This is a genomic window from Oliverpabstia intestinalis, assembly GCF_009696065.1.
Lineage (GTDB): Bacteria > Bacillota > Clostridia > Lachnospirales > Lachnospiraceae > Oliverpabstia > Oliverpabstia intestinalis.
Genome location: NZ_VUMS01000003.1, coordinates 83,550 through 100,529, shown reverse-complemented (window position 1 = coordinate 100,529; position 16,980 = coordinate 83,550). Strand labels below are relative to the sequence as shown.

The following is a 16,980-nucleotide window of genomic DNA, read 5'->3' as shown; positions in this document are numbered from 1 at the left end:
TCCTTCTCATGTTTGGTCTTTATATCCCGTTTTCTGCTCAAATGCCCCCTGAGTCAGTCCCTCCTGCGCAAGCATGGAATGCAGCACGGAAATATCCGAAGAAATATCCATGGCACGTTCCTCAAAGAAACTGTTTAACAGTTTTTCGAATGCCTGATTGATCGTATCCAGGGTATCTTCAATCTCTTTTTTCGTCTTTTCATTTTGTTCTGTCCTGAAGCTGTCCAGTTCAATCTCGCGATAAGCATCCACCAGTTTTCTTGTGGTTGGCAGATAATAATTCATAAATCTGCGCAGATCTGAAGCCAGTTCCGGCTGTTTTTCCACTTCCTGAAAGATACGGGTGATGATAGTTTCAAGACGGCTCAGTTTTCTGGTAATTTCTTCTCCCGGAAGATCGTCATTACACTTATGAATATAAGTAATGTATTCCTGTCCTTCTTCCAGGATCTTTCTGCACTCTTCCGGCATCCGGGAGCGTTGTTCTTTCTGTTGCTGTTGTTGCATCTGTACGATTTTCGCCTGTTTTTCCGTCTCCAGATACTGCTGATACATCGCGTCCGTAACGATCAGACAGGTTTCTTTCTGATCCAGATGCCCCTGCAGAAACATTCTTTTCTCAATCATCAGTTTCAGATCCTTACGAACCTTAGTTTCTGTCTTTCCGGTCTTATCGGCTAGTTCTTTGATATTGCAGTATGCCCGGTCTCCGATCTGCTGTACGTACTGGCGGAATCTCTTCACTCTGCCACGGATCACAGTTCCGGTGATTCCCATTCCGAGACTTGCCGCTGTAATGCCTCCCACGGTGGCGGTTGCAATGATTGACGGTACACCGGGATAAATGGCTGTCACGATTCCTGTCACAATAGTACTAAGTGCAAATACACCGGTCAGAGAGTATCCTGTGATGGCAAGAATCGTTCCTGTGATTTTTCCCGGCGGATTCGGTGCATAGATGGCCGGCAGCTGTTTCCCCTGCTGTGTCCGCTTCCAGGCACCCGACTGATATGCCGGTGTATGATCTTTGCCGTAATTCGTACGGTATGTCACTTCTGTTTTTTTCCAGCCTGTATTTGCTGACTCTCTCCACTCCCGCTGTGCACTGTTCATGCCCTCTTTCAGACCTTCCTGCAGTCCGTTTCCTGCCTGTCGCATCCCCTCCATAATACCATTTTGCAGTTTTCCACCCATATTGTACACTTCCTGTACGGAAGCACTGACTGTCTTTCGCACCTGCTCGTTTAATTGCTGATAGTCCCCGCTGTTGATGGCATCCTGGACAACTTTCATAAAATCGCTTCCATTATTATTTTTCTGATCCTGCCAATCGTTTTTTTCCATGTTGACCCAATGTCCTCCCGGTCTTTCCTGTTGCTTTCTTTTTTTGCAACTTTTCAGTACCCTCACAGTTACCTTTTTTTCTTATTACTTTCTCTCGTATTTTACAAATGTATATTCCAGATCAAAATACGTCTGTTCATCGCTGGTTGCAGTGATTTCCCACTCCGGATCCTCGTCCAGATTCGGAAAATGAGTATCCGCCTCAAAAGCGAAATCAATCTTGGTCACATGCGCCACATCACAGTATGGAAGCAGTTCTTCATAAACTTTTCCTCCACCGATGACGTAGATCTCATCATCATCATATTTCTTCAGTTCTTCTAGAACTTCATCGATGCTGTGTACGATCACTGCATCTTTCACCTGATAATTTTTATCGCTGGTCAGTACCACGTTGGTTCTGTTTTTTAACGGCAGACCGTTAGGAAAGCTTTCAAGAGTCTTTCTTCCCATAACTACTACTTTTCCCATGGTTTCCTGACGGAAAAATTTCATATCGGAAGGGATGCTCACCAGAAGTTTGTTGTCTTTTCCGATGCCCCAGTTTTTATCTGCTGCTACAATAAGATTCATTATTATTCTCCTGTCTGATACGTTTTTATTTTTCTGTTTTCCCGGCTCATTGTCTGCTTGTAACTGCTCACTACCTTCACCGTTGCGAGCCAAAATGCATTAAAAATCATCTTCTTACACAGCAATCGGAATATTTTTAATCTGTGGTCCTGTCACATAATCTTCCACATGAAGATCCTCCACAGTAAATGCATAGAAATCCTTGACTTCCGGATTCAGCCATACCTTTGGTGCCGGATGAGTTTCTCTGCTGATCAGCTCTTTTACCAGTGGGATATGGCGATCGTATATATGAGCATCCGCAATCACATGAAGCAGTTCGCCCGCTTTCATATCGCATACCTGTGCGATCATCATCAGAAGCAGCGCATACTGGCAGACATTCCAGTTATTCGCTGCCAGCACATCATTAGAACGTTGGTTCAACACACCGTTCAGTGTCAGTCTGTCGCTGTCTTTTTCTTTTGTCACGTTAAATGTCATCGAATACGCACAGGGATACAGATTCATCTCGTGCAGATCCTGATGCACGTAGATGTTCGTCATGATTCTTCTGCTGTATGGATTGTTTTTCAGATCATACAGTACACGGTCGACCTGATCCATCATGCCCTCTTTATACTGGTGCTTCACTCCCAGCTGATACCCGTAGGCCTTTCCGATGGATCCGTCTTCATCTGCCCAGCTATCCCAGATATGGCTGTTCAGATCGTGAATATTATTCGATTTTTTCTGCCAGATCCACAGGATCTCATCAAAAGCACTTTTCAGTGCTGTTCTCCGAAGTGTCAGTGCCGGAAATTCTTTTGAAAGATCATAGCGGTTGACCACACCGAACCTCTTGATCGTGTAAGCGCTCTCCCCGGTATCTTCCCACACCGGACGCACTTTTTCTCCCTCCGTACTTAATCCGTTATCTATAATATCCTGACACATGCGGATAAATAAATCATCTGCGTAACTCATTGCTTTCCTCCTTTTTCGAACCGGCTCTTCGCCAGATCAAAATCACTGATTTAATTATAATATAGCGATACACCTAATTCAATCTTATTCTGACACTTCCGCCCATCTGTTTTACTGTTCACTCCGTTCCCAGTAACACGGTTCTTCTTTTCCGATCAGCGTTTCTGCCTTCTTCTTTTCTGCTTTCTTTTGCGTTTCCGCTCTCTTTCCAGTTCTTTCGTGCTCTTTACGGCTGCCCAGCCGACAATCTGTGTTCCTGTGATGCCGATCATGGCTCCAAACGTATCGATGCAGACATCCCGCGCCGACGGCCCACGTCCGGCCACAAACGACTGATGGTATTCATCCGTTGCCGCAAATCCGGCACAGATCAATCCCGCCAGCAGATACAGCCAGATGCCCCGCACACCGTACGCATACAACGGCACACAAAGCGTGATCGCCAATACACAGTATTCGGTCATATGGCCGAGTTTTCTTACATAATGATGGTATTTGTTCGCATACATCTGAATCTCGCTGTCCGTCAGTTTCATATCCAGCACTTCTGATCCGACTTCCACCAGTTTTACACTCACTTTGAAACTCAGATCACCCGACTCCGTACCGTTCTGCGCCGAAAAAGAAAATATCATATACATAACCAGAAGAGCCGGGAGGAAGGATAAGGGTTTCAGAAGGGTGATGATGACTTTATGAAACATGGGTTTGCCCCCTTTTTGATTTTTGGATTCGTTGGTTTTGGGTGAAATAGATTTGGTCTATACTATAGCATTTTTAGGCGGTTATGTCAAAGTTTGTTAGGAGAGTGTATTCAGGAGGGACGCAGAGGGAGAGTAGCACAGGGGCGGGGACGTGGGCAGGGCAACTTTAAGCTAGCCGCTAACTTCGGCTATGGTTCACGAGGGTCAGCTGACCCTCGCGAAAGCCTGCGTAAGCGTCGGATCTCAAAGCTTGCCCTAACCGCCCACAAAGTGTCCCCGCCCCTGTGCTACTCTCCCTCTGCTGACTTTTCCTGTAACTAATCTGGCTTATATTATATACTTTAATCTCTAGACTACACACACAATTTTATCGACCTAAACACCCTATTTTCCCATCTACTAATAATTTTCTGATAGATAGATAACCAATTCACTTGTTCGTATTTTGGGCTATCAGCCACAACCTCCCGCCTGCGACCTTCACACCCTCCCCTTTGCAAACAAACAGCGCCAGATCCCGGATGGAACGTTCAGGCAACACTTTATGGGCGGTTAGGGGAGGCTTTGAAATCCGACGCTTACGTAGACTTTCACGCGGGTCAGCTGACCCGCGTGAATTTAGTCGAAGTTAGCGGCTAGTTCAAAGTTCCCCTGCCCATGTTGCCTGAATGTTCCATCCGGGATCTAGCGCGTCCCTTTTTTGCATATCCTATCTACACGTTACAAAACTGACTCTGATACAGCTGTGCATAGAACCCTTTCTTCTCCAACAGTTCTTCATGCTTGCCGGTCTCCAGAATATGTCCGTCCTTCATAACCAGAATCACATCCGATTCCTTAATGGTAGACAGCCGGTGTGCCACCACAAAACTCGTCCGTCCCTCCATCAGTTTCTGGAATGCTTTCTGGATACGGATCTCTGTCATCGTATCGATGGAAGATGTCGCCTCGTCCAGAATCAGTACCGGCGGTTTTAGTAACATCAGTCTGGCGATACAAAGCAGCTGTTTCTGTCCCTGGGACAGGCTTCCGCCGTCCTCACCCATCACCGTGTCATATCCTTTCGGAAGACGTTTGATAAAACTGTGGGCATGAGCCTGTTTTGCTGCTTCGATCACTTCCTCCCTTGTGGCATCCGGTTTTCCGTAAGAGATATTATCCCGGATCGTACCCGTTTTCAGCCAGGTTTCCTGAAGCACCATTCCGTAACTGGAACGGAGACTTTCCCAGGTCAGATTCTGAATCGGTACACCATCCAGTGTGATCTTTCCTTTATTTATATCATAAAAACGCATCAGCAGATTGATTACTGTCGTCTTACCACATCCGGTCGGACCTACAATTGCCACCCGCTGTCCCGGTTTTACTTCCAGATTCATATGTTCGATCAGTGGCACCTCACTGGTGTACGAAAAGCTTACATCCTCAAATCTCACGCGGCCCTCCACCTGATCCAGCGTCTTAGCATCTGCCGCATTCTCCGGTACCGGTTCTTCGTCCAGAAAATGAAAGATTCTTCCCGCACATGCCAGCGCGTTCTGAAGTTCTGTCACCACACCGGAGATCTCGTTAAACGGCTTGGTATACTGATTGGCATAATTCAGAAAACTACTCAGCTGACCAACGGTAATTCTTCCCTGGATCGCGGAAAATGCACCGAAAATACCAACGCCCGTATACACCAGTCCGTTGACAAAGCGGGTGGAAGGATTAGTAATGGAAGAGAAGAAGGTCGCTTTCAGGCTGCAGGACTGCAGTCTCTGGTTAATATCATCAAACTGTTCCTCCGCCTCTTTTTCATAGGCAAATGCTTTAACCACTTTCTGGTTTCCCACCATTTCTTCTACCAGAGAAGTCATCTCTGCTCTCGTCTCAGACTGCAGACGGAACATGGTAAATGTACGTTTTGCGATAAAGTTTGCCACGAAAAAAGATAACGGCGTGATCAATACCACGATCAGCGTGATTCTTCCATCGATGGATATCATAAATCCCAGTGTTCCGAGAATCGTCATCACACCGGAAAACAGCTGGGTAAATCCCATTAAAAGACCGTCGGAAAACTGATCCACATCTGTGGAAATTCTGCTGATCGCATCACCCGGCTGGTGCGCGTCCATATAACGGAGCGGAAGAATTTCCATATGGGCAAATACCCGTCTGCGGATATCATCTACGATCTTGTATGTCATTTTATTGGTCAGAAGACTCATCACCCACTGAGATATCGCAGAGATTGCAGTCACCACTGCCAGCTGGAGCAGCACCAGTTTCAGATCCGGGAAGCTTACCAGCCCCTTCTCTATCATACAGTCCACACCTTTGCCAATCAGGATGGGCGAATACAGGGTAGCTGCTACTGTGACTGCCGCCAGTACCAGAATACTGACCACCAGATACGTGTACGGGCGAATCAGTTTCAGGACACGGTTTATGGTCTTTTTGTTTTTCATAACTGTGCTACCTCCTGACTGGAAAACTGTGACATACAGATCTCCTTATATACGTTACAATTCTTCAATAATTCCTCATGCGTTCCTTTCCCCACAAGTTTTCCGTCATCCAGCACCAGAATCTGATCTGCATTTTTTACGGTTGCCGCACGCTGGGATACCAGGAATACCGTTGCATTTCCGGTACTTTCTTTAATGGATCTTCGCAGAGCCGCATCTGTTGCAAAGTCCAGTGCGGAAGCACTGTCGTCAAGAATCAGAATCTCCGGTTCCCCGACCAGTGCCCGTGCAATGGTCAGCCGCTGTCTTTGTCCTCCGGAAAAGTTTCTTCCACCGGTCTCTACTTTTTCATCCAGCCCTTTCTGTTTCTTCTTCACCACTTCTTCCACCTGCGCGATCTGCAGGGCTTTCCACAGTTCTCTCTCTTTCGCATCTTTTTTACGCCACTGAAGATTACTTCGGATGGTTCCCAGGAACAGAACTGCTTTCTGGGGAACCACACCAATCTTCTCACGCAGATGCCGGAAAGTATAAGCTTTCACATCCTGACCGTCTACAGTAACCGAACCTTTTGTAGCGTCGTAGAACCGTGGAATCAGATTAACCAGTGTGGACTTTCCGGATCCGGTACCGCCGATGATTCCAACCGTTTCTCCCGGCATTGCCGAAAAACTGATATCTGTCAGAGAAGCTTCCTGCGCCCCACCATAAGTAAAAGTCACATGGTCAAACACGACTCTCGGTTTCCCGCTTTCCTGCGTATTTTTTTCTTCAGCGCCCTCTTTCATGGAACTGTTTACCCGGAAAACTTCATTAATACGTATCGCACAAACCAGTGCTCTTGTTACAGCAACAATCAGGTTCGCCAGTGCAACCAGCGCCAGCAGAATCTGATTCATATAATTGACCAGCGCCACAATCTGTCCCTGGGATACGCTGCCGATCTGTACCTGCCAGCCGCCAAACCACAGGATACACAGGATCGCGATATTGACCATCACATAGGTGATCGGGTTCATCAGTGCAGAAATCTTACCGGCATACAGCTGTGTATTTTTCAGGTTGCCGCTGATTTCATCAAACTGTTCCGTCTCATCTTTTTCCCTGGAAAATGCACGTACCACTCTGGCACCTACATAATTTTCTCTCGTATGAAGCACGATCTGATCCAGAATACTCTGTACTTTTTTATAGATCGGTACAGTGATACGCATGATCAGATAAATTGCCAGTCCGATTAACGGTACTGCAATCAGGAAAATGATCGTCAGTTTTGCGCTGATAGTAAAAGCCATCACAACTGCTCCGATGACGATGAACGGAGAACGCAGGAACAGACGGAGCATCATATTGACACCGGTCTGCGCCTGGTTGATATCACTGGTCATACGGGTGATCAGTGTCGGCGTTCCGATCTGATCCAGTTCGTTATAGCTCAGGCTGTTGATGTGTCCAAACAGTGCCTTTCTCAGTGCCGTTCCAAATCCCATCGCCGCCTTTGCAGCAAAATACTGCGCCGTCAGGGAACACACCAGTCCCAGCACGCCCAGTGCGATCATCAGCGCGCACATTCTCCAGATATACGGCTTGTCGCCATTCTGGATACCGACATCGATGATATTTGCCATAACGATCGGAACCAGCAATTCAAAACTGGCTTCCAGCATTTTAAACAGCGGTGCAATAATCGACTCTTTTTTATACGCTTTCAGATACTGAAGCATCTGTTTCATCTTCGTTTTCCTCCTGCTCTTCTTCGATTTTCGGAGGAACAAGCATTCTCTGGAAAGTATCTGTCAGCCAGCGCAGTCGTCCGATGATATCCTCACGGAACTCGCCCGGAAGCATCCTCCATTTCCAGTTTTCCCCCAGTGTGGATGGATGATTCATTCTTCCTTCGCTGCCACAGCACAACAGATCCCACATCGGAATCACTGCCAGATCGGCAACGCTGGCTTCTGCCGCCCGGATAAAATCCCACGGGATGTCTTCCCACGGGCGGTCATAATTATTCAGATATGCTTTGGAGTACTCTCTCGCCCAGTCGTTCATGCCATAATACCATGCCTTTGTCGTATCGTTGTCGTGAGTTCCTGTATATACGACGCAGTTTTTCTTATAGCGATGCGGCAGATAAAAGTTTGTATTACCGGAATCAAAAGCAAATTGCAGGACTTTCATCCCCGGATATCCTGTCTTGTCCATCAGATCAAAAACTTTCTCATCCAAAGTTCCAAGATCTTCCGCGATCACATCCATATCTCCCAGTGCTTTTTCCATCGCCCGGAACAGATCGATGCCAGGACCTTCCTTCCATTCTCCTTCCAATGCATTTTCTGCGTCCGCCGGAATCGCATAATACTCTGCAAATCCACGAAAATGATCGATGCGCACGGTATCGTATAATACAAGACTTCTCTTCATACGCTGAATCCACCATTTGTATCCGGTTTTTTTCTGTGTTTTCCAGTCATACAACGGATTGCCCCACATCTGGCCGTCCGCTGAAAATGCATCCGGGGGACAGCCTGCAATAGCACTTGGCACACCATTCTCGTCCATCTGGAACATCATCGGATTCGCCCATGCATCCGCACTGTCAATAGCCACATAGATTGGAAGATCTCCGATAATGGTGATTCCCTTCTTATTAGCATATGTTTTCAGTTTGTTCCACTGACAGTCAAATTCATATTCCAGAAACTGGTAGTATTCCATCTCTTTTTTCAGCTCTTTTTTCTTATTCTGCACTTCTTTGGAATCACTTTTTCGCAGTTCTTCCGGCCAGGTTGTCCACAGTGCACCGTTCTGGCTGTCCTTGATAGCACGGAACAGACAGTACGGTTCCAGCCATTCCTGCTCTTTTTTACAGAAAGCATAAAATTTATCATCTGCATCAAAACGCCCGTACGCTTTTCTCAAAATCTCATTTTTTGAAAAGTAGATTCTTTCATAATCTACAAATCTCGGATCCCATCCCCACTGCAGCTGTTCACATTCTTCTTTAAAAAGGAGACCTTCTTCCACCAGCATATCCAGATCGATAAAGTACGGATTACCTGCGAATGTGGAAAACGGCTGATACGGAGAATCTCCATATCCGGTAGGTCCTAATGGAAGGACCTGCCATTTTGACTGGCCTGCACGCTCCAGGCAGTCCACAAATTCATATGCCTCTTTCGAAAAGCAACCGATCCCATATCTGGACGGCAAAGAAGAAACAGGCATCAACACACCACTTGCTCTCATTTGTATACCCTCCCTGTGTATTCTCTTACTAACATTAGCACATCATTTCTTTCTTTTCAAGCAATCCCATAATTTTGCCTGTTTTTCTAACAATTAAAAAAATTTAATTTTTTTCAAAAAAAGTGTTGACATTTGACTAACTCTCCCTTATAATAGGCTTTGTTGTGAGGGACAACCGAACAACACAAACAAAAATGTGCGTTTAGCTCAGCTGGATAGAGCGTTTGGCTACGGACCAAAAGGCCGGGGGTTCGAATCCTCTAACGCACGCTTAACCGTCAGAATTTGATTCTGGCGGTTTTTGTTTTATCATTTCAAAAAAGCAGTTCCTCGGATTATTTATAGGATCCCATGTCAAAAAGTCAATAAATCGTTTGATTTTTTTACAATTCTATTGATTTTTTTCATCCCTTTCTTTATACTAGGATGTGTTGGAGATGGGGTTTTCTGTATGAAACTACGTAACTGTTCAGTACCTTCACAGTTACGACCCAAAATGCATAAAAAATCACCTTCGGTAATGGCATTTTGGCTTGTATGTCTCGGGATTTTGACATATTCATGTCAAAACACCTCGTGGGACAGTGGCTACTGAATAGTTACGAAACTACTATAGAATATGTAATTTTACGGAGGATAGAAATATGTATGGATTGACACCCAGGGAAGAACAGATTATGAATACCATATGGAACATGGATCATCCTTGTCTGATTTCGGAAATTTTAAAAGCATCGCCTGCTTTAAAAAGAAATACGGTAGCTCCCGCACTGGTTGTCCTTGAAAATAAAGGTTATCTGAAAGTTGATTCGATTGGGAAATCTTATACAAGAACCGGTAAAGCATATGTTGCTGCTATTTCAAAAGAAGCATACAAAGAACAGCAGGCATTCTTAAATGCCATTTCTCAAAGCCGTGATACTGAAACAGGAGTTCTTGATTTTCTTGCCGCTTATGTAAAATCAGAAAATATGAGTGCTGAATTTCCACAGCGAATCCGGGAAATTCTTGAACATTACTAATACCCTGTTGTTGTTTCACCGCGTATCAGACCACATGATCTGCTTTTCAAAAATAAAATATGAATTTTCATGTACACCAGGTAATCTCTCGTTACCTGGTGTTTTATGTTTTCCGTAAAATCAAAATTGGTCCACCGGGCCAGTTATTGATATGCAACGTAAGAACAAAGAATGTGCCAAGGCACATTCTCGCGTCTGCGGCGGTCGCTTGCAGCATCTACCTTATACACCGAAGTGCGCATCCTCGCGGAGCGTTTTTTGCTTTACAGGAACACAATTTCCTGTAAAACAAAAAACTGTCCGTAAACATTTCAGTCTACGGACAGTTTTCTATTATATAATTATACGTTTGGGTCTGTTGGATCCCAATCCTGACCTGCCGGAATCTTAATTGTTGCCGGTTTATCAAACAACATTGCTGCTGTGTCAGAAATTGTTACTGTGGTTCCAAGTGCACAATTATCATAGATCCATTTTGCATCTCTTACGCAGAGGCGCACACATCCATGAGATGCCGGCTGACCAAGCATATTATAGTTACCGGCACTCAGATTGTGACTGGTCATGTTAGAACCAGCTACAGAGTGGAATAATACACCACCTACGATTCTTGTACAATACTGACCATAAGATGGTCCCATCAGGGTATGCCAACGATATTTTGCAGGTGTTGTAAACGTACCTGTCGGTGTTGGTGTGCCTGGCAGACCAACAGAACATGTAAATGTTTTTACCGGAATATCGTATTTTCCTGTTTCACTCTTTGCATATACCATTACCTGACATGCTACACGGTTTACAGTGATATAGTAGGAAGACTGACGTCCGATGACGCTGTCAAGATCCTGTACCATTGCTCCGGAAGCATTGAAATAATATTTGTAACCATTGATACGTCTCCAACCGGTTACCATTGCTCCGTTCGATTCAAAATAATACCAGCTGCCTTTGATTCTCAGCCATCTGTTTGCAACTCTGTTTCCATTACTGTCTGCATAATACCAAGTATTTCCTACCTGCTGCCAGCCGGCTCCACCAGTACCTGCTGTCGTCCCAGCACTGCTGCCATATCCAGGAACCCATTTTCCATCAGCACCTACCCAATAAGAACCGATCCATGTATTGGTTGCCATTGCTCCGCTTCCTGTCACATAATAGTTGCCGATCCAGCGATTTGCTGCCATTGCTCCGCTTCCATCCATATAATACCAGTTGTTTCCTACTTTTACCCAACCAGTCTGCATTGTTCCGTCAGAATTACTGTAGTACCAGTTTCCACCAACTACATACCAACCGGTCGCCATTGCTCCACTTCCTGTCAGATAATACCAACCACTGGCTGTTTTAACCCAACCGGTCTGCATCGCTCCGCTTCCATTCATATAATACCAGGTATTTCCTACTTTTGCCCAGCCAGTTACCATAACACCATCAGAGTTACTGTAATACCAGGTTCCTCCAACCATATACCAGCCGGTTGCCATCGCTCCGCTTCCTGTCAAATAATACCAAGTGCCTCCACGGTTCAGCCAACCGGTCTGCATCGCTCCGCTTCCATTCATATAATACCAGGTATTTCCTACTTTTGCCCAACCGGTTGCCATAGAACCATCGGCATTCAGATAATACCAGCCGCTCGGACGATTCAGCCAGCCACTGTAAATAGAACCATTGGAATTCATCCAGTACCACTTACCGCCGATAACATTCCATCCCGGATTGCCTACCATAGCTCCGCTTCCATCGCTGTAGTACAGACCGCCGTTTGCATCACGGAAAAATCCGGTCTTCATAACACCGGTACTAGTTTCCATATAGTACCATTTGCCATTGATTACTCTCCAGCCTTTTACCGGTGCTTCGTTTTCGTACCAGTACCAATTGCCATCAATCTTCTGCCAGCCATTGCCAAGCACCTGTGTTGCAGTTCCATTTGCCGCATCGAACATATACTCTTTTCCATTGACTGCCTGCTTTCCGGACTGTGCAACACCGTCTTTCAGGAAATATACTTTGCCATTGATGTTCTGCATACCGTTCTTTGTTTTGTCGGCAGTACCGTCATCTTTCAGATAAAGCCAGGTTTTATCTGCCACATTCTGCCAGCCGGTTTTAATTGTTCCCACACCTTTTGTGCTGTTGAACCATATATCGCCGACATTTTCCCAACCATTCACAGACTCGTCTACCGTACCGTCTGTTTTCAGAGCATACCAGGTTTTCTGGATATTCTGCCAGCCAGCTTTTTCTGTTGTATCCACTGCCCGACCATTTTCATCCAGATATCTCCACGCAGTATTCTGTTCAGTATTCTGTTTTACCCAGCTGCTCTTCTGGATATTTCCCAGTCCTTTTTCCGGTGTATCTCCATCTTCTGATGCATAGTATGTACCTGCTTCTGTGGTTTTGCCAGATGGATATATCTTTACTTTTCCTGTTGTTTCATTCGCTGATGCATCCACAAATCCAGTACAGATATAACCATCTGCATCTACATAATAGCAATATTCGCCCATTATATAAAAACCATTCTGTCCGGTCACGGCTGTTCCATCCTGCTTCTGCAACTGCCACCGACCATTCTCTGTTTTTCCAGATATTTTATAACTACTGGTTTCTGTTCCTTCTTCATTCTGCTGTACTTCCTGCGTCTGTGGAATACTCTGTGTGTTATCCGTAGCCGCATAGGTTGGAACAGACATCGATAAAGAAACTAAAACTCCCAGTCCAAATAAAAGACTTGCTCTCCTTTTCATTATCATTCTCCTCTCAAATGGGATCTTTTTCCTTATACCTGTCTTATTCTAGTACAATTATCTGGGCTTTTCAAGCATAAAAAGCAGATATTCAGCAAATCGTAAGAAACAGATCACCTGCTTTCTTTATTAAGTCACTTATACTTATAAACTATAAGCAACACGCTACGCGAATTTCACAAGTTATCGCGGCAGTCGCTAAGGACTCGTGCAAGCACGGACTTTGGCTCGTTGCTCGCGTAAGTCAAAATTAATTCACTGGATCAATTATTGATATGTAATATAACAAAAAACAGATCAGAAGACTTCTTCTGATCTGTTCGATGTATTTATCTTTTTGCGTCTGCATCCGTAGGATCCCAGTTCTGACTTGCCGGAATCTTAATAGTCGGTGCTTTGTCAAACGGTGTGTACTCGGTATCCGAAATATCAACTCTTGTGTACAGACCACAATTATCATAGATCCATTTTGCATCTCGTACACAAAGACGTACACATCCATGGGATGCCGGCTGACCTAACATATTATAATTTCCAGCTGCCAGCGCATAAGTTGGATCCGGATTACTGCAGGCTACCGAATGGAACCAGTCACCATAATTATTAATCTGTGTTCCATATTTACCCCAAGACGGTCCCATCAACTCTACTGGATTCTGTTTCTTCAGGGTTGCATAGGTTCCTGCATGTGTTGGTGTTTCTGCTTTACCTACCGAGCAGGTAAACGTTTTTACCGGAATACAATAATTACCGGTTTCATTTGCCGCATATACAGTAACCTGACACTTAACTCTGTTTACTGTAATTCTGTAGCTGGACTGTTTCCCAATCAGCTTGTCTACATCCTGTACCATTTTCCCATCTGTGCCAAAGTAGAATTTATAACCATCTACATATTTCCAGCCGGTTGTCATGGCACCGTCTGCGCCAAAGTAATACCAGCTTCCATTAATTCTCTTCCAGGAATTTGTCAGTTTGCTTCCATCCGGTCTCTGATAGTACCAGGTATTTCCGGATTTCACCCAGTTGGCATTAGCATCCGGGTCATAATTAGGAATCCATTTTCCATCTGCTCCAACCCAGTAAGAACCAACCCAGGTGTTCGTCAGCATCTCACCGTTTCCACCGACATAATAGTTACCGATCCAGCGATTGCTGTACATAGCACCACTTCCGCCAAAGTAATACCATTTGTTGTTGATCAGATGCCAGCCGGCACCCATCATATCACCATTGCCCGGATTCAGGTAATACCAGGTTCCTCCCAGATTGATCCAACCGGTTGCCATCGCTCCGCTTCCCGTCAGATAATACCAGGTTCCTCCACGATTCAGCCAGCCGGTCTGCATCGCTCCGCTTCCATTGGAATAATACCATGCACCATTCACCTGATACCAGCCAATTTTCATATCACCATTGCCCGGGTTCAGGTAATACCAGGTTCCTCCCAGATTGATCCAACCGGTTGCCATCGCTCCGCTTCCCGTCAGATAATACCAGGTTCCTCCACGGTTCAGCCAGCCGGTCTGCATCGCTCCGCTTCCATTGGAATAATACCACACACCTTTCACCTGATACCAGCCGGTTTTCATAGCACCGTTTTCCCCCATGTAGTACCAGGTTCCGCCAACATTGATCCAGCCGGTTGCCAGAGATCCGTTTCCATTTACCCAGTACCAGGTTCCGTTCAGCAGATACCAGCCGGTAGTACTTAACATTGCGCCGCTTCCATCACTGTAGAACAACTGTCCGGTTGCATCCTTATAGAATCCGGTGAGCATTCTTCCGTCTGCCGGATTCAGATAATACCACTTACCATTGATTACTCTCCAGCCGGTTGCCACCCTTCCGTTTTCGATCCAGTACCAGGCACCATTCATCTGCTGCCAATTATTTCCCAGCTGTCTTGCTGTTCCTGCCTGCACATCAAAATAATAGGCAACGCCGTTTACTGTCTGGAATCCGTTCTGTGGTACTCCTTCTGCATTCAGAAAATAGGTTTTTCCATTTATTCCTGTCTGCATACCGGTTTTCGAAGTATCTCTGCTTCCGTCAGCTTTCAGGAAATACCAGCTTCCGTTGATCTGCTGCCAGTTCACTTTAGAAGTGTCTCTGGTTCCATCGTTTTTCAGCATATACCATCTGTTTTCAATCTGATACCAGCCCGCATTCTGAATAGCCGCCACACCTTTGTCGGCTTTCATCCATACATTTTCAATCTGCACCCAGCCTGTTTTAGAAGTATCAATGGTTCCATCCTCTTTCAGATAATACCAGTCTTCTTCCGGCTGCTGCCATCCTGTTTTTTCTCCGGTATTTACCGCTTTTCCATCTAGTCCCAGATAATACCATGCACCGTTTTCATCTGCTTCCTGTGCCCAGCAATCTTTCAACATACTTCCAAAAGTATCTATGGAAGGATCGTTTCCTTCTTTGGAAAAATAGTACAATCCCGGATCGAGTTTAACTGCTGACGGATCTGTTGCTGACGGATCTGTTGCTGAAGCATCCACTTTGACGTATCCGGTCGTCATATCACCGTCTTTATTAATATAGTATGTTTTTCCATCATTGGTATAGAATGTGTCATGTGCATAGCTATTCTCACCCAGTTTTAACCGCCAGGCCTCTCCACCATCAGTTTTATGTTTTTCCCATGTCGGTGCAACTTCTTTTTCTGCCCCGGCAGCATCTGCAGATTTTTCTTCATCCTGTATCTGTGGAATCTGAGCTGCATCTGTCTCATTTTCTTTCGATGCTTCCTGCTCTTGTTCATTCTCGACAGAATCCTGTGTAACAGTAGTACCTGTTACATTTTCTGCTGCTACCGCCGGAACAGCCACCGATAATGACAGTACAATTCCCAAAGCGAATAATATGCCTCTTCTCTTTTTCATCTGTTCCCCTCCTGTATTTTTCCGTACATACAAACGTACACTTTTTATTTTATTGTATTATACTTATATTAATATTCTAATCATATTTCGTTACAGATTTCTTACATTTCCGTCTCTTTATGTGTTTTTTGGTTGCAGCCTTTTCTCCCCCACACCATTTTTCTTGACATTCCCTGAAAACTGCACTACAATCGTAACGTTATTATTGTGTTTTATTCACAGGAGGATTCTTTCGTTATGGTAAAGTCTGAGTTCGATGACTGCTTTCAAAACGGAAATTATGATGCGCTCCGTCCTTATCATGTAGACAATGCCATCATCCTTGCCGCCGGTATGTGTTCCCGGTTCAAACCTCTGTCTGATACGAAGCCTAAAGCTTTTCTGAAAGTCAAGGGAGAGATTCTTATTGAAAGGATGATCCGTCAGCTGATCGAGGCTGAGATTCCGGAAATCTATATCGTGGTTGGTCATCAAAAAGAAGCATTTTCTTATCTGGCAGAAAAATATGGTGTGTATCTGATTGAAAATACAGAGTATGCAGTCCGAAATAATCTTTCATCTATTTATGCCGCACGAAAAGTGCTGAAGAATTCATACATCTGTTGTTCTGATCTGTACTGTATGGAAAATATTTTTGATTCTTATGTATATGAATCTTATTACGCCGGTACTTTTTCTTCAGAAAAAACAGACAAGTTATGTGTTACTACCGGTTTTAACGGAAAAATTTCCCGTATTCGAAAAGGTGGCAGCAATTGCTGGTATATGACCGGTCCCGCTTACTGGGATAATCAGTTTTCTGCCCGTTTCTGTGAACTGATGCAGAAAGAATACGATGACCCTGGCTCAAAAGACCTCAGTTGGGAAGCTTTTTACAGTAATCATCTGGACGAACTTTCCCTGACTCTTCGAAAATATCCAGAAGGTATTGTCCGGGAGTTTAACAGTCTCGATGAACTCTGTCTTTTCGATACTTCCTATATCCCCTACAGGGATTCGCTGAAAGCAACCTGATC

General features: G+C 44.9%; 11 protein-coding genes and 1 tRNA gene. 3 read left to right on the top strand and 9 right to left on the bottom strand.

The window, feature by feature from the left end; genetic code table 11:
* Positions 1-6: 6 nt before the first annotated feature.
* The 7 genes from FYJ57_RS02230 to malQ all read right to left on the bottom strand — a co-directional run bounded on the left by FYJ57_RS02230 (position 7) and on the right by malQ (position 9,289).
* The gene (locus FYJ57_RS02230; RefSeq protein ID WP_154431370.1) at positions 7-1,344 is read right to left on the bottom strand and encodes a 5-bromo-4-chloroindolyl phosphate hydrolysis family protein; all 1,338 of its coding nucleotides are present in this window, start codon (positions 1,342-1,344) and stop codon (positions 7-9) included.
* 84 nt (positions 1,345-1,428) lie between these two features.
* Positions 1,429-1,917 (bottom strand): dihydrofolate reductase, encoded by a 489-nt coding sequence (locus FYJ57_RS02225; protein ID WP_154431369.1) that lies wholly within the window; start codon positions 1,915-1,917, stop codon positions 1,429-1,431.
* A 114-nt stretch (positions 1,918-2,031) separates the two neighbouring features.
* The gene (gene thyA / locus FYJ57_RS02220) at positions 2,032-2,883 is read right to left on the bottom strand and encodes a thymidylate synthase (protein WP_154431368.1); all 852 of its coding nucleotides are present in this window, start codon (positions 2,881-2,883) and stop codon (positions 2,032-2,034) included.
* 155 nt (positions 2,884-3,038) lie between these two features.
* Entirely contained in the window at positions 3,039-3,587 is a 549-nt protein-coding gene (locus FYJ57_RS02215) for a VanZ family protein (protein ID WP_154431367.1), read from the bottom strand.
* A gap of 713 nt (positions 3,588-4,300) precedes the next feature.
* A complete protein-coding gene (locus FYJ57_RS02210; RefSeq protein WP_154431366.1) occupies positions 4,301-6,040 on the bottom strand; it encodes an ABC transporter ATP-binding protein in 1,740 nt (579 codons plus the stop codon).
* Entirely contained in the window at positions 6,037-7,773 is a 1,737-nt protein-coding gene (locus FYJ57_RS02205; protein WP_154431365.1) for an ABC transporter ATP-binding protein, read from the bottom strand. Before FYJ57_RS02205 ends, FYJ57_RS02210 begins: the two co-directional genes overlap by 4 nt.
* A complete protein-coding gene (gene malQ, locus FYJ57_RS02200; RefSeq protein ID WP_154431364.1) occupies positions 7,739-9,289 on the bottom strand; it encodes a 4-alpha-glucanotransferase in 1,551 nt (516 codons plus the stop codon). The genes FYJ57_RS02205 and malQ overlap by 35 nt, the downstream gene beginning before the upstream one ends.
* Positions 9,290-9,485: 196 nt before the next feature.
* Between malQ and FYJ57_RS02195 the strand changes: the two genes are divergently transcribed.
* Both FYJ57_RS02195 and FYJ57_RS02190 read left to right on the top strand, forming a co-directional pair.
* A tRNA-Arg gene (locus FYJ57_RS02195) sits at positions 9,486-9,559 on the top strand.
* A gap of 374 nt (positions 9,560-9,933) precedes the next feature.
* Complete coding sequence (locus FYJ57_RS02190) at positions 9,934-10,311, top strand: BlaI/MecI/CopY family transcriptional regulator (RefSeq protein WP_154431363.1); 378 nt, start codon at positions 9,934-9,936, stop codon at positions 10,309-10,311.
* 341 nt (positions 10,312-10,652) lie between these two features.
* Here FYJ57_RS02190 and FYJ57_RS02185 read toward each other — a convergent pair whose 3' ends face one another.
* Positions 10,653-13,067 (bottom strand): L,D-transpeptidase family protein, encoded by a 2,415-nt coding sequence (locus FYJ57_RS02185; RefSeq protein WP_205839892.1) that lies wholly within the window; start codon positions 13,065-13,067, stop codon positions 10,653-10,655.
* A gap of 329 nt (positions 13,068-13,396) precedes the next feature.
* Complete coding sequence (locus tag FYJ57_RS15760; RefSeq protein ID WP_154431361.1) at positions 13,397-15,964, bottom strand: L,D-transpeptidase family protein; 2,568 nt, start codon at positions 15,962-15,964, stop codon at positions 13,397-13,399.
* A 237-nt stretch (positions 15,965-16,201) separates the two neighbouring features.
* Here FYJ57_RS15760 and FYJ57_RS02175 point away from each other — a divergent pair, with 237 nt between their 5' ends.
* Positions 16,202-16,978 carry an NTP transferase domain-containing protein gene (locus FYJ57_RS02175; RefSeq protein ID WP_022171642.1) on the top strand — a complete coding sequence of 259 codons (777 nt, stop codon included), beginning with the start codon at positions 16,202-16,204 and terminating at the stop codon, positions 16,976-16,978.
* Positions 16,979-16,980 lie beyond the last annotated feature (2 nt).